This window comes from Streptomyces sp. 11-1-2, assembly GCF_003595545.1.
Taxonomy (GTDB): Bacteria; Actinomycetota; Actinomycetes; order Streptomycetales; family Streptomycetaceae; genus Streptomyces; species Streptomyces hygroscopicus_B.
Genome location: NZ_CP022545.1, coordinates 7941790 through 7954728, shown reverse-complemented (window position 1 = coordinate 7954728; position 12939 = coordinate 7941790). Strand labels below are relative to the sequence as shown.

Here is a 12939-nt window from a genome sequence, read left to right as displayed (position 1 = left end):
AGCGTCTCGCACGCTCAGAGTTACCCCCTGTGTCGCAAACCGCATCCCGAGTGGGCCAAGCGGGGAACTCGGCGCCGCGGCAGCGCGAAGGCCGGGCCCCTCGAGGGGCCCGGCCTTCGCGCTGTACCGCTTCGGTTATGCGGCGGCGGTCCGCATCAGTCCAGGTAGTCGCGGAGGACCTGGGAGCGGGACGGGTGGCGCAGCTTCGACATCGTCTTGGACTCGATCTGACGGATGCGCTCACGCGTCACGCCGTAGACCTTGCCGATCTCGTCGAGGGTCTTCGGCTGGCCGTCGGTGAGGCCGAAGCGCATCGAGACCACGCCCGCCTCACGCTCGCTGAGCGTGTCGAGCACGGAGTGCAGCTGCTCCTGCAGCAGGGTGAAGCTGACCGCGTCGGCCGGGACGACCGCCTCGGAGTCCTCGATGAGGTCACCGAACTCGCTGTCGCCGTCCTCGCCCAGCGGGGTGTGCAGCGAGATCGGCTCACGGCCGTACTTCTGGACCTCGATGACCTTCTCGGGGGTCATGTCGAGCTCCTTGGCCAGCTCCTCCGGGGTGGGCTCACGGCCCAGGTCCTGGAGCATCTGGCGCTGGACGCGCGCCAGCTTGTTGATGACCTCGACCATGTGCACCGGGATACGGATGGTGCGGGCCTGGTCGGCCATGGCGCGGGTGATCGCCTGACGGATCCACCAGGTGGCGTACGTGGAGAACTTGTAGCCCTTGGTGTAGTCGAACTTCTCGACGGCGCGGATCAGACCGAGGTTGCCCTCCTGGATGAGGTCCAGGAAGAGCATGCCGCGGCCCGTGTAGCGCTTGGCCAGGGAGACCACCAGACGGAGGTTGGCCTCCAGGAGGTGGTTCTTGGCGCGGCGGCCGTCCTCGGCGATGATCTCCAGCTCACGCTTGAGCTTGGGAGCCAGCTTGTCCGAGTTGGCGAGCTTGTCCTCGGCGAACAGACCGGCCTCGATGCGCTTGGCGAGCTCGACCTCCTGCTCGGCGTTGAGCAGCGGGACCTTGCCGATCTGCTTGAGGTAGTCCTTGACCGGGTCGGCCGTGGCACCGGCCGCGGCGACCTGCTGCGCGGGGGCGTCGTCCTCGTCCTCGTCGGAGAGCACGAAGCCCGCGTTCTCGGGCTCGGCCTCGGCGCCCTCGGGACCGGGCTTGCCCGGTGCGGCCTCCTCGATGACCTCGTCGCCCTCGAGAAGCTCGTCGGTGACGTCCTTCTTGGCGGTGGTCTTCTTCCCGACCGTCTTCTTAGCGGCGGCGGTGGTCTTCTTCGCGACCGTCTTCTTGGCCGTGGCCTTCTTCGCGGCGGCCTTCTTCGCGGGGGACGCCGCGGCCTCATCGGCCGGGATATCGCCGGCGTCCGCCGATGGAATGGCCGGGGCCGCGGGGGCCTTCTTGGCGGTGACCGTCTTGGCCGCGACAGTCTTGGTGGCGGTGCGCTTTGCCGGGCTCTTCGCTGCGACGCTCTTGCGGGTGCGCTTGGGCGCTTCTGCGGCACTGACCATCAGCGTCACACCCTCCTCGTCGAGGATCTGGTTGAGGCTGCGCAGTACGTTCTTCCACTGGGTTGGCGGAATCTGGTCAGCCTCGAAGGCCCGGCGCACATCGTCGCCTGCGATCTGCCCCTCAGCCTTTCCCCGCTCGATGAGCGCCATGACAGACTCCGACTCGGCGATCTCCGGCGGGAGCGTACGGGATGTGCTGGCCGACACGAACAACCTCTCGGAACGTTGGAAACGGCTTCCGGCTCAGTCCGGTGGGGACCGGAGCCGACGACCGCCGGCAGGGATGAACCGACGGCGCGGGCGGAGTGCGGAGGAGTACAGCGTTACGAGCGACATCCGTATTCCCTCCGCGGCTGCCACCTCTTTAATCATCGCGCTACCCCAAAGAGCGTTACGCCCAATACTCGTGGCCCGAGTCACACCCCATAACGGTCTTAATGCCCATCCAACGGGACAGAAAACTCCCAGTCGCGCACCGATGGGAGCCGTACGGTGCCGACCGATCGGTCGCGCCGCGCCGCCGAACCCGCGGCGCGGGATCCGGCGACGCCCTCTCGTACGCCGTACGGCATCCATCGGGCCGGCACTCGCCGCCTACTGACACCGTCTTGCCGTACGTCGTACGCGGCACGCTCCGGGCGCCCGGGGATCCGGGCACCGGACGCGCCGACGGATCAGTGCTCGCGCGGCGCGGGCACCCCGACCTCGGCATGATCGAGATCCGGGTGGACGGTCAGCAGCTGGCGCATCGCCGCCTCGGACGCCGCGGCGTCGCCCTCGCCGATCGCCTCGACGATCCTGCGGTGGTGGGTGACTCCCGCCTCGGTGAGGCGGTCGCAGCCGGAGATGGGCGCCCCGGAGACGTGGAGCGCGGCGGCGACGATGCCCGCCAGGTGCTCCAGCATCCGGTTGCCCCCGACCTGCAGCAGCAGCCCGTGGAACTCGGCGTCGGCGCGGGAGAAGGTGAGGGTGTCGCCCTGTGTCAGCGCATGGGTCATGATCTCGACCATGTCGGCGAGCCGCTGCTGCACCTCCTCGCGGCCGTGCCCGGCGGCGAGCCGGGCGGCCAGCGGCTCGATGGTCCAGCGCAGCTCGCACAGCTCGCGACGCTGGTCGTCGCGCTGTGGGCCGAACGCGCGCCACTCGATGATGTCCGGATCGAGCAGATTCCAGTCGCTTACCGGGCGGACCCGGGTGCCCACATTGGGGCGGGCGCTGACCAGGCCCTTGGCCTCGAGGACGCGCAGCGACTCCCGTACGACGGTGCGGGAGACCTCGAAGCGCTGTCCGATCTCCTCGGGGACGAGCGGACGGTCCGCGCCCAGGTCGCCGGAGACGATCATCTGGCCCAGCTGCTGTACGAGTTGGCCGTGCAGCCCGCGGCCCCGGTTGCCGGCCGCGCGTCGGCCCACCCGGCCGATCTCTGCCTCGGCGCCGTCCCAGGCGGAGGGGGCGCTGCCGCGGCCGGCGCCGGGGGCGTCGGCGTAGGAGTAGCGGTCAAGCTCGCCCGAACCGGCCAGGCCGGAGTCGGCGGGGCGAGCCGCGGTCATCGTGGTGTGCGCAAGGGTACTCACGCATCCTTTGTCGGCGACGCCTCGGAAGCCCTTGAGGTCTTTGGTGAAAAGCACACGAAAGGGTGATCGCCCATTACCTCATAATTGACGCTCAATCGGACAGAAAGAAGCATGCTGCGGGGAGTTGCGAGCAGTTCGCGCTATGGGTGTGCGAATCCACTTCGGGCCTGATCCACTGGCTTCGGGGGGGCCAGGCGACGGGCGGACCGGGCCCGGCGGCCCGGTCCGGGGCGGGGTGGGTACTACTGGCGAGTGCTCCTGCCGCGCAGGCCGGTGAGGGCGTAGGCACACAGCAGGACGGCGACCGACAACATCAGGGCCTGTCCGACCGGTTGGGAGGCGAGCCGCAGCGCGACCGCCAGCCCTCGGTCGATCATGGAGGGCGGCCGGTCCAGCGTCGCCGCGCGCAGCCGGTGCGGCAGCATGGCCAGCGTTCGCAGCGACGGATCTTCCGCCGCGCGCTGGACGACGGGCACCGCGAGGATCGGCACGGCGAGCAGGGTGGCCAGCCCGAGGGCGGTGGACCGGAAGACTCCGGCGGCGAGCAGCCCGGCCCACGACGAGCCGATGGTCAGCCCGAAGACGCCGACCACCAACTCCGGCCAGTCGCCCGGCAGCGGTACCGCGTTGCCGCCGACGAGCAGCAGGAGCGCCGCGCTGTCGAGCACGATGACGCCGAGCGACAGCATGATGGCACCGGCCGCGCAGACCGCGAATTTGGCGGCCAGCAGCCCCAACCGCCGAGGCACGGCGTCCCGGGTCGCGGCCAGTGCCGGAAAGCGGAACTCGTCCCCGAAGGCGAGGGCTCCCAGCAGGCCGGCCGCGATGGCCACGGGAGGCAGCGGGAGATCGGCGGGCCAGCCGGTGAGCCGGTGCAGCTCCCCGACACCACCCGTGCGGGCGAGCAGCACGGAGGCGAGGAGGGAGGCGACGATGGCGGCGACGCCGATCAGCCAGCCGGTCCGTACGCCGGTGGTGCGGCGCAGCTCGTAGCGCATCGGCCAGGCGGGGCCGGGGAAGCGGAGCTTGGGGAGCAGACGCAGCGGGGGCGCCTCGGGGTCGCGGGCGCGGGCGCCCGCGGAGGTGCCCGGGCCAAGATCTGCGGTCTCCTCGACCAGCCGGTGGACCACGATGCCGTGGCGGTAGGCGGTCTCCCCGACGGAGGCGGGGGACAGGCCGTAGACGGAGATGTGGGTCTCGTCGTCCCGCACGACGGAGAACGGGTCGGCGAGCGCGGGGACCGGCTCCTCCTCGGCCTCGGCCCCGGCCACGGCCCCAGTCCGCGCGACGGCCGCATCGGCGTCGGCAGCGGGGGCGGGCACAGAGGCGGCGGGGACAGGGACGGGGGCGGGGGCAGCCTTCTTCGCCTTGTCCGACTTGGCCGCCTTGCCATCCGACTTGGCCGTCTTGTGGTCAGGCTTGGGCGCCTTGTCGTCCGGCTGGGCCGCCTTGTCGTTGGCCGCGGCCTCCGCGGTGGCCTTCCCCTCGGCCCCGACAGCGGCGCCCCGGGCAGCGGGCTGGGCCTTCCTGACCTTGCGCCAGATCGCCCTCTTCCTGACCTTGGGCCCGGCACCCTCGTCCTTGGTGACGTCGACCCCTTCGGCGACGTCGGACGGGGCGGCGTCGGCCTTTGCCGCCTCGGCCTTGGCCGCGAGCCCGGCCGCGGCCCGGGCCTCCTCCTCCGCCTTGGCCTCGGCCAGCTGACGGGCGGCGTGGACCTCCTCCTCCAGGACGGCGGCGAGCCGGCCGACGAGCGGGGAGTGGACCACGACACGGGGGCGCAGCCGGGTCTGGGCGAACTCGTCCACCGGCTGATCGGCCACCAGTCGGCCCGACTCCAGGGTGAGCACCTGGTCCGCGACGCGGATGGCGCCTTCGGCGTTCTCGGTGGCGACGAGGACGGCGCCGCCCTGGGCGGCGAATTGGCGCAGCAGCCCGTAGAGCCAGGCGGTCTCCCGGGCCGACAGGCCCCGTGCGGGCTCGTCGAGCACCAGGGTGTGCGGGTCCCCGAGCAGAGCGATGGCGATCCCGAGACGACGCTCCGCCCCGGTCGACAGATCACCGAGACGCTCGTCCGCCAGATCGGTGAGGCCGACCACGTCGAGCACTACATCGGCGCGTGCGGCGGGCACCCCGGCCGCGGCACCGAGCATCCTCAGATGCCCCCGCACGGTGCGGCCGGGGTGGCCGGGGACGTCCTCGAGGAGAACGCCGATCTCATGAGCCGGGCGCCGGATGCGGTGCAGGGGGCGGCCCCGGAAGAAGGCGGAGCCATGGCCCCGGTCGAGCTGCAGCAGAAGCCGCAGCACGGTGGTCTTGCCCGCGCCTGGGCCGCCGAGCAGTGCGGTGACCCGGCCCGCCGGGGCCTCGAAGGTGAGGTCGTCGACAACGGGCGGCTGGTTGCGGCGGGGGGTGCTGGTCAGTCCGGTGGCCTGGATCATGGCTTCTCCCGCGGGGCATGGAACCGCTCGATGGCACGTGGGGACTGGTGGCGTACCGGAGCACGTTAACCCGCTATGTCCTATTTCTTCGGGACATAGCCCTCCCGTGGGTTCGTCGTGTCACGGCTCGTCACACCTCGGGACGGAGCATGGGCGGATTGAGCAGCGTCGCTCCTCCGGCCCGGAACAGCTGGGCGGGACGGCCGCCCTGACGGGTCGTCGTACCGCCCGTGGGCACCAGGAATCCCGGGGTGCCGGTGACCTTGCGGTGGAAGTTGCGCGGGTCCAGGGCCACGCCCCACACCGCCTCGTACACCCGGCGCAGCTCGCCGACCGTGAACTCCTGCGGGCAGAAGGCGGTGGCCAGCGAGGAGTACTCAATCTTGGAGCGGGCGCGCTCGACCCCGTCCGCGAGGATGCGGGCATGGTCGAAGGCGAGCGGGGCGGCCAAATCGCCGTCGCGGCCGAAGGCCCCGTCCTGGTCGAGCAGCGATCCGACCGGGGCCCAGCGCACACTGTGCGCGTCGCCTCCGGCCCGAGGCGCGGGCAGATCGGGCGCCAGCGCGAGGTGCGCCACGCTGACCACGCGCATGCGGGGGTCCCGCTTCGGATCGCCGTATGTGGCGAGCTGCTCGAGATGGGCAGCGTTCGGAGGGACCGGAAGCGTGGGGTCATGGGCGAGCAGCCCGGTCTCCTCGGCCAGCTCCCTGGCAGCGGCGGCGGCGAGATCCTCATCGGCCCGCACGAAACCGCCGGGTAGCGCCCACCGCCCCTTGAAGGGCGCCTCCCCGCGTCGGACGGCCAGCGCACACAACGAATGCCGCCGCACGGTGAGCACGACCAGATCAACGGTGACGGCGAACGCCGGAAAGGCCGACGGGTCGTAGGGCATGACGCGATCATAGTCGTCTGCCTGACGATAATCAGGCCCTTGAGCATGATCACCAATGTTCGGGAAATCGCTCTCTCAAGCGCTCGCCTGCACGAATCCCGTACCTCCTTCCGAACGCCTCCGAGCCGCCCCACGCCCCGGACCACCGCCCCCGACCCACCCACCGGCCGTCCACCGGCCGTCCACCCCAGGCCACGCTCCAGGGCTCCCCCATCGCCCCTGGCCCCCGCCCCACGGCTCTCCTCGCCGGTCCGGGTCAGCGGCGGCTGCGCGTCCCCCGTCCACCGGTCCGGCGCCGGGCGCGCGGCCGCCCTTCCGGACGACGCCTGCCACTTGGGGCGGCCGCTCCGGCCGGGCCGCTCTTCCCACCCGAGCCCACGGTCCCGCCCGGCCACTCCCTTGCAGACTGCCGCTCTTCCTTGGCTTCTGCTTCAGCCAGTTCCTCCGTCTCCGCTGGCTCCTCCGTCTCCTCGGCCTCCTCGGCCTCCTCGGCCTCCTCGGCCTCCTCGCGGGTGGCCCGCTCGGCGGGCTCAGCCGACTCGACCGCTCCGGCCGTCTCCAACGGCTCGGCGTCCGCCGGGTCGCCGAGCCTCTCCAACTCCGCGTGCACTGCCGCGTGCACAGCGCGGTCGGCACGGTCGGCACGCTCGGCGGGGTCGGCCCCGTCGGAGTCCTCCCGGCGCAGGCACTGGCGCAGCAGCTTCGGATGGACCCCCTCATTGCACGCCTGATGCAGCAGCCTGGCGAAGAGGTAGTCGGGATCGACCCGCAGGGCACGGCCGAGCGCCACTCGCGCAGTGAGCTCATCACCCGCCGACCAGGCGACCCACCCCGCCAGGGTGAGCGGCGCCGCCGCATGCTCCCCGTACGAGCCGACGCAGCGACGGGCCAGCGCGCGCCACAGCCGCAGCGCCGCGTCGGCGTCCACTTCCTCCATGCACCCGGCCGCCCGGTCCCGAGTCCGTCGGTCCTGCAGTCCGATGATCACCACGGCCGCTTCCCGATCGTCGAGCAGCCGGTCATCGTGAAGATCGGCCGCACACGCGTCGGCGGCCGACGGCGCGGACTGGAAGGTGTCCAGCATCCGGCCCACCAGACCGAGGGTTTGCGCACATACCGTCGTGGATTCAGCACCGTCCAGAATCCTCGGCACGAGCTCGGCCCCGGCCGCGTCCAGCGCCCGCTCCTGCCCGTCGGCCCGGGGTGCGCCGAGCGGGGCGAGCCTGGCCTCCATCTCGCGCAGCGAGCCGCGCACCTGGACCCCCGCGAACGTCGCCGCCGCGGCCATGACCGAGGTGCCGGGCAGGGCGAGGGGAACGCCTTCCGGCGGGCAGCAGCGCCGGTCGGGACAGACATACGACCAGAACCGGCCACCGGAGATGCACAGCGCCTCGAACACCGGCACCTCCAACCCGCCGCACGCGGTGCGCAGCCGCTGCGCGAGTGGCCGCAGCCGCTCCATCGCCTCCTCCCCCGACTCGCCCTCGGCCGGCTCCTGGCACAGGAACAGAACGACTCCGTCCGGCCGCCCGCCACGCCGCTCGCTGCCGCTGATCAGGCATTCGGCGAGCTGGTCGCAGACTTCGGGCCACTCCTCCGGGATCCGGGGAATGCCGAGCCTCAGCCTGCCGCCGAACCGGCCGCGGGAGCCGTGCAGCGCGATCATCACGATGCTGTCGTCAGGCTGAAAGCCCAGGACATAGGGCAGGGCATCGGCGAGCTCGGCCGGGCTGCGGAGGGTGACCTGCTCTTCGCCGGGCAGACCGGCCGCTTCGTTGTGTCGAGTCATGGCCCGACGGTCCCTCAGCCCCGTCGACCCCGCCACCCCTGTGGATAACGTTATCCACAGGCTGCCCGGACCATTGGCGCGATGTCGGCGGGATCGGGTTGCATGGGGGCATGAGCCACGAAGATCTGCGTACCTCGGCCGACCGCGTCCTGGCCCGCCTCGTAGGGGACACCACCGGCTCCGCCCGGCTCCGGGAGGATCAATGGCGGGCGATCGAGGCGCTGGTCGCCGAGCGCCGCCGGGCGCTGGTCGTGCAGCGCACCGGCTGGGGCAAGTCGGCGGTGTATTTCGTCGCCACCGCGCTGCTGCGCGAGCGCGGCAGCGGTCCGACCGTGATCGTCTCCCCGCTGCTCGCGCTGATGCGCAACCAGGTCGAGGCCGCCGCGCGCGCCGGTATCCAGGCCCGCACCATCAATTCCGCCAACACCGAGGAGTGGGACACCATCCAGGCGGAGGTGGCCGAGGGCGGGGTGGATGTGCTGCTGGTGAGCCCGGAGCGGCTCAACAACCCCGATTTCCGCGACACGGTGCTGCCACAGCTGGCCGCCGCCACCGGCCTGCTGGTCGTGGACGAGGCACACTGCATCTCCGACTGGGGCCATGACTTCCGGCCCGACTACCGCAGGCTGCGCACCATGCTCGCCGATCTGCCCCAGGGCGTGCCCGTACTCGCCACGACCGCGACCGCGAACGCACGGGTCACGGCCGATGTGGCCGAGCAGTTGGGCACCGGTGAAGGGACGGCGAGGGCGCTGGTGCTGCGCGGGCCGCTGGATCGGGAGAGCCTGCGGCTGGGCGTGCTGCCGCTGCCGGACGCCGCGCATCGGCTCGCCTGGCTCGCCGAGCACCTCGATGAGCTGCCGGACTCCGGGATCATCTACACCCTCACCGTCGCCGCGGCCGAGGAGGTGACCGCGTTCCTGCGGCAGCGCGGCCACACCGTCACCTCCTACACCGGCAAGACGGAGAACGCGGATCGCCAGCAGGCCGAGGAGGACCTGCTGGCCAACCGGGTCAAGGCGCTGGTCGCCACCTCCGCGCTGGGCATGGGCTTCGACAAGCCGGACCTCGGCTTCGTGGTGCATCTCGGTTCGCCGTCCTCCCCCATCGCCTACTACCAGCAGGTCGGGCGTGCCGGGCGCGGTGTGGAGCACGCCGAGGTGCTGCTCCTGCCCGGCCGCGAGGACGAGGCGATCTGGCGGTATTTCGCCTCGCTCGCCTTCCCGCCCGAGGAGCAGGTGCGCCGCACCCTCGAGGTGCTGGCGGCGTCGGACCGGCCGGTGTCCCTGCCCGCGCTCGAGCCCCAGGTCGAGCTGCGGCGGTCACGTCTGGAGATCATGCTCAAGGTGCTCGATGTGGACGGCGCGGTGCGGCGTGTGCGCGGCGGCTGGACCGCGACCGGGCAGCCCTGGGCGTATGACGCGGAGCGGTATGCGTGGGTGGCGCGCCAGCGGGAGGCCGAGCAGCAGGCCATGCGGGAGTACGCCTCGACGGGCGACTGCCGGATGGAGTTCCTGCGGCGGCAGCTGGACGACGAGAAGGCGGCACCCTGTGGCCGCTGTGACAACTGCGCGGGGGCCCGGTTCACCACCGAGGTGTCCGACGCCTCGCTGGACGCGGCGCGCGGCGAGCTGGGGCGGCCCGGTGTCGAGGTGGAGCCGCGCCGTATGTGGCCGACCGGGCTGCCCGCCGTGGGCGTCGACCTCAAGGGCCGCATTCCGGCGGATGAGCAGGCCGCCCCGGGCCGGGCCCTGGGCCGTCTCTCCGACATCGGCTGGGGAAACCGGCTGCGGCCGCTGCTGGCCCCGCAGAGCCCGGACGCCCCGGTGCCCGACGATGTGGCCGGTGCGGTGGTGACGGTGCTCGCCGACTGGGCCAAGGGCCCCGGCGGCTGGGCCTCGGGCGCGCCGGACGCCGCGAACCGCCCGGTGGGAGTTGTCACGGTCGCCTCGCGCACCCGCCCGCAGCTGATCCGGACACTTGGCGAACGGATCGCCACCGTCGGCCGGTTGCCCCTGCTCGGGAGCATCGCGTACCACGACGGCGAATTCGACACCCGGGTGCCGCGTACCAACAGCGCCCAGCGGCTGCGAGCGCTGCACGGCGCGCTGACCGTGCCTCCCCCGCTGGCCGCGGCCCTTGCCGAGGCGGGTGGGCCGGTGCTGCTGGTGGACGACATGGCAGACACCGGCTGGACCTTGGCCGTCGCCTCCCGGCTGCTCCGCCGGGCCGGAGCGGCTGGAGTGTTTCCGCTGGTCCTGGCCGTGCAGGGGTAGGGGCGGCCGGGGCCGCGGCGGGGCATGAACCGGTCAGGAATATAGAAGGCACATCCAGGTAAAACGGTCAGTGGGACCAACTGCTCATTGCCGCACGCGGGCGCGACCGCAAGAATTGTCCGTAGCTCCCCCGCCCCCGGTCCGTCCGTGGTCCGACGGGGCTGTGTCGTGGCCCGCGCCCGTGCCCGACCCTTCGCACGGACCGTGGGCGCAGACGAAGGGAGGACCGTGACCTTCGGCTTCGCTCCGCCACCGTCCGCCGATTCCGTTTCCCGGGTCGGCCGGATGCTCCAGCCCGCCGAGTGGGCGGCAGCGGGGATCCCGCTGCTGCGCAATCCACGCGAGGTGGTCACCGGACTGCACAGCCGTCATCTGCCGACGCCCTCAACCGTCGTCGTCGCGGTCCTCGATCCGGACGAACGGCTCACGGCGAGCGCCTCGTTCGTCCGCCGCACCGCCGCCGTCGACGGCTGGGACTTCCGGAACGCGCTGCTGGCACAGTTGCGCCGGGTGATCCCACACGATCTGCGGCGCCGCACACCGATCCGCACCGCCGTGCTGCTCTACTGCCGCGAGGGCGAGAGCCGGTGGACGGACGAGGACGGTGCCTGGATGTGGGGGTTGCGCGACGCCTGCACCCTGCACGGCCTGCGCTGCGGCGCGTACATCACGCTGACCCGTGACGGATGGCGGGTCCTCGGGGAGGGGCGGGGCGGCCGTCGGCCGCACTCCGCTTCGCTGCCCACCGAATTGGACGTGGCCGTCGAGGGCGGCGGTGACCCGAAGGCGCTGCCACGGCCCCACCTCGGAGCGCGTACGGCGCTGAGTCACTCCGCCGCCGTCTGACCGGTCGCCGGGCACCCGCGTCCGACCGGTCGCGGGGTGCCCGTGGCCACCGCCGTCCGTCCGGACGCCGGACAGCTCCGCCACGGGGGACAGAGCCTGCCGGACACCGGGCGTTCGGGGACGTGCGGCCTCAGGCGCCCGGACCGATGAGGGCGTTGATGCGCTTCGGGTCGCCGCAGACGATCAGCAGCATCCCGGCACGTCCCATCGCCTCGGGCAGCACGCGGGCCACGACGTCGTTCGCACCGCCGTTGACGGCGACGACCACGACCGGGCGGCCCTTGACGCGGTCGGCATCCGCACCGGCGTAGAAGACATCGTCTCCGGCGTCGTGCTGCGCCCAGTACGACGCCTCGCCGAAGGACAACTCATGCGCCGCCCACGGATGCTGCTCCCCGGTGGTCAGCACCAGGATGTCAGTGGGGGCCCGGCCGGAATCCAGCAGCAGGTCGACCGCCTCGTCGGCCGCGTCCAGCGCGCCGTCCACCGTGGCGGGGATCAGCTGGAGCTGGGGACCGGCCTTCGCGGCGGCGGGTGCGGCCTTGGCAGCCGAAGCCGCCGGGGCGGTCGGCAGGGGCTTCGTCGCATCGCTCGTGGTGCGCTGCGACTGAGCCGACGAGGTTCCGGCGGAGCCACGGTTGGGACCGGGGCTTCCGGGCCGCCGCGGTGCGGGCCGGGGGCCGGGACCAGGGACAGGACGAGGGGTCGGCGCGGTACGGCCTGCGGCCGGTGTCGCGCGGGGACCCGGGACACTCTCGTGAATCTGAGGCTCCTCGGGGATGAGAGGCATGGGCTGATGTCTATCAAACGTCGGTGCGAGTCGCATCGGCGGGTGGCGGTTTTGACCGCTTGGTCTGCTCAGAAGTCGAAGCCGAGTTGGCCTTCGTCCTCCAGCCCGACCGGTTCGGGGGTGCTGCGGACCCGCTTCAGGTGCCGCCAGCGGGGCAGCCCGTCCATATAGGCCCAGGACAGCCGGTGGTGGGGCGTGGGCCCCAGTTCCCGCAGGGCGGCGCGGTGCACGGGGGACGGATATCCGGCGTTGTCCTCGAAGCAGAAGTCCATGTGCTCGGCTCCCAGTTCGGCCATCATCGCATCCCGGCGCACCTTGGCGATCACCGAGGCGGCGGCGACGGACACGCAGGACTGATCGCCCTTGATGACCGTACGGACCGCCCAGGGAGCGCCGAGGTAGTCGTACTTCCCATCGAGGATCACCGCGTCCGGCCGGACCGGCAGCGCGTCCAGCGCACGCGTGGCGGCGAGCCGGAGGGCGGCCGTCATCCCCAGGCCGTCGATCTCCTCGGGGGAGGAGTGACCCAGGGCGTGCGCGGTGACCCACGAGTGCAACTCCTGGGCCAGGGTCGTGCGCTTCTTGGGGCTCAGCAGCTTGGAGTCGGTGAGCCCGGTCGGCGGACGGCGCAGACCGGTGACCGCCGCGCAGACCGTCACCGGACCGGCCCATGCCCCGCGCCCGACCTCGTCGATACCGACGACGATCTTGGCTCCCGTCGTGGCGCGAAGCGAGCGCTCGACACTGTGAGTGGGCGGTTCATATGCCATGGCGAGGACAACATTACGCCGCTCTTACCTGCGTTCGGAACCCG

Annotated in this window: 9 protein-coding genes; 2 read left to right on the top strand and 7 right to left on the bottom strand. The window is 72.1% G+C overall.

Annotated features, from left to right (window positions below):
* Positions 1-155: 155 nt before the first annotated feature.
* The 5 genes from CGL27_RS34235 to CGL27_RS34215 form a co-directional block, all read right to left on the bottom strand.
* Positions 156-1724, bottom strand: coding sequence for an RNA polymerase sigma factor (locus CGL27_RS34235; RefSeq protein ID WP_205587787.1), 1569 nt, complete (start codon positions 1722-1724; stop codon positions 156-158).
* 467 nt (positions 1725-2191) lie between these two features.
* Positions 2192-3145, bottom strand: a complete 954-nt coding sequence (locus tag CGL27_RS34230; RefSeq protein WP_119991724.1) for a FadR/GntR family transcriptional regulator — start codon at positions 3143-3145, stop codon at positions 2192-2194.
* A 188-nt stretch (positions 3146-3333) separates the two neighbouring features.
* The gene (locus CGL27_RS34225) at positions 3334-5532 is read right to left on the bottom strand and encodes an ATP-binding cassette domain-containing protein (protein ID WP_119991723.1); all 2199 of its coding nucleotides are present in this window, start codon (positions 5530-5532) and stop codon (positions 3334-3336) included.
* A gap of 130 nt (positions 5533-5662) precedes the next feature.
* Positions 5663-6424: an NUDIX domain-containing protein gene (locus CGL27_RS34220; RefSeq protein WP_014055381.1), complete on the bottom strand. Its 762-nt coding sequence runs from the start codon at positions 6422-6424 to the stop codon at positions 5663-5665.
* Between the two features lie 256 nt (positions 6425-6680).
* The gene (locus CGL27_RS34215; RefSeq protein WP_119991722.1) at positions 6681-8213 is read right to left on the bottom strand and encodes a DUF4192 domain-containing protein; all 1533 of its coding nucleotides are present in this window, start codon (positions 8211-8213) and stop codon (positions 6681-6683) included.
* A gap of 110 nt (positions 8214-8323) precedes the next feature.
* Between CGL27_RS34215 and CGL27_RS34210 the strand changes: the two genes are divergently transcribed.
* Both CGL27_RS34210 and CGL27_RS34205 read left to right on the top strand, forming a co-directional pair.
* Entirely contained in the window at positions 8324-10489 is a 2166-nt protein-coding gene (locus CGL27_RS34210) for a RecQ family ATP-dependent DNA helicase (protein WP_119991721.1), read from the top strand.
* A gap of 228 nt (positions 10490-10717) precedes the next feature.
* Positions 10718-11335: a hypothetical protein gene (locus CGL27_RS34205; protein ID WP_119991720.1), complete on the top strand. Its 618-nt coding sequence runs from the start codon at positions 10718-10720 to the stop codon at positions 11333-11335.
* 130 nt (positions 11336-11465) lie between these two features.
* Here the strand turns inward: CGL27_RS34205 and CGL27_RS34200 are convergent, their stop codons facing one another.
* A complete protein-coding gene (locus tag CGL27_RS34200; protein ID WP_119991719.1) occupies positions 11466-12125 on the bottom strand; it encodes a hypothetical protein in 660 nt (219 codons plus the stop codon).
* 68 nt (positions 12126-12193) lie between these two features.
* Positions 12194-12895 (bottom strand): ribonuclease HII, encoded by a 702-nt coding sequence (locus tag CGL27_RS34195; RefSeq protein ID WP_119991718.1) that lies wholly within the window; start codon positions 12893-12895, stop codon positions 12194-12196.
* Between the last annotated feature and the right edge of the window lie 44 nt (positions 12896-12939).

Excerpts from the sequence above, each read along its gene's own strand:
- CGL27_RS34225 (WP_119991723.1), bottom strand. The coding sequence starts at position 5,532 with ATGATCCAGGCCACCGGACTGACCAGCACCCCCCGCCGCAACCAGCCG.
- CGL27_RS34220 (WP_014055381.1), bottom strand. The coding sequence starts at position 6,424 with ATGCCCTACGACCCGTCGGCCTTTCCGGCGTTCGCCGTCACCGTTGAT.
- CGL27_RS34215 (WP_119991722.1), bottom strand. The coding sequence starts at position 8,213 with ATGACTCGACACAACGAAGCGGCCGGTCTGCCCGGCGAAGAGCAGGTC.
- CGL27_RS34210 (WP_119991721.1), top strand. The coding sequence starts at position 8,324 with ATGAGCCACGAAGATCTGCGTACCTCGGCCGACCGCGTCCTGGCCCGC.
- CGL27_RS34200 (WP_119991719.1), bottom strand. The coding sequence starts at position 12,125 with ATGCCTCTCATCCCCGAGGAGCCTCAGATTCACGAGAGTGTCCCGGGT.
- CGL27_RS34195 (WP_119991718.1), bottom strand. The coding sequence starts at position 12,895 with ATGGCATATGAACCGCCCACTCACAGTGTCGAGCGCTCGCTTCGCGCC.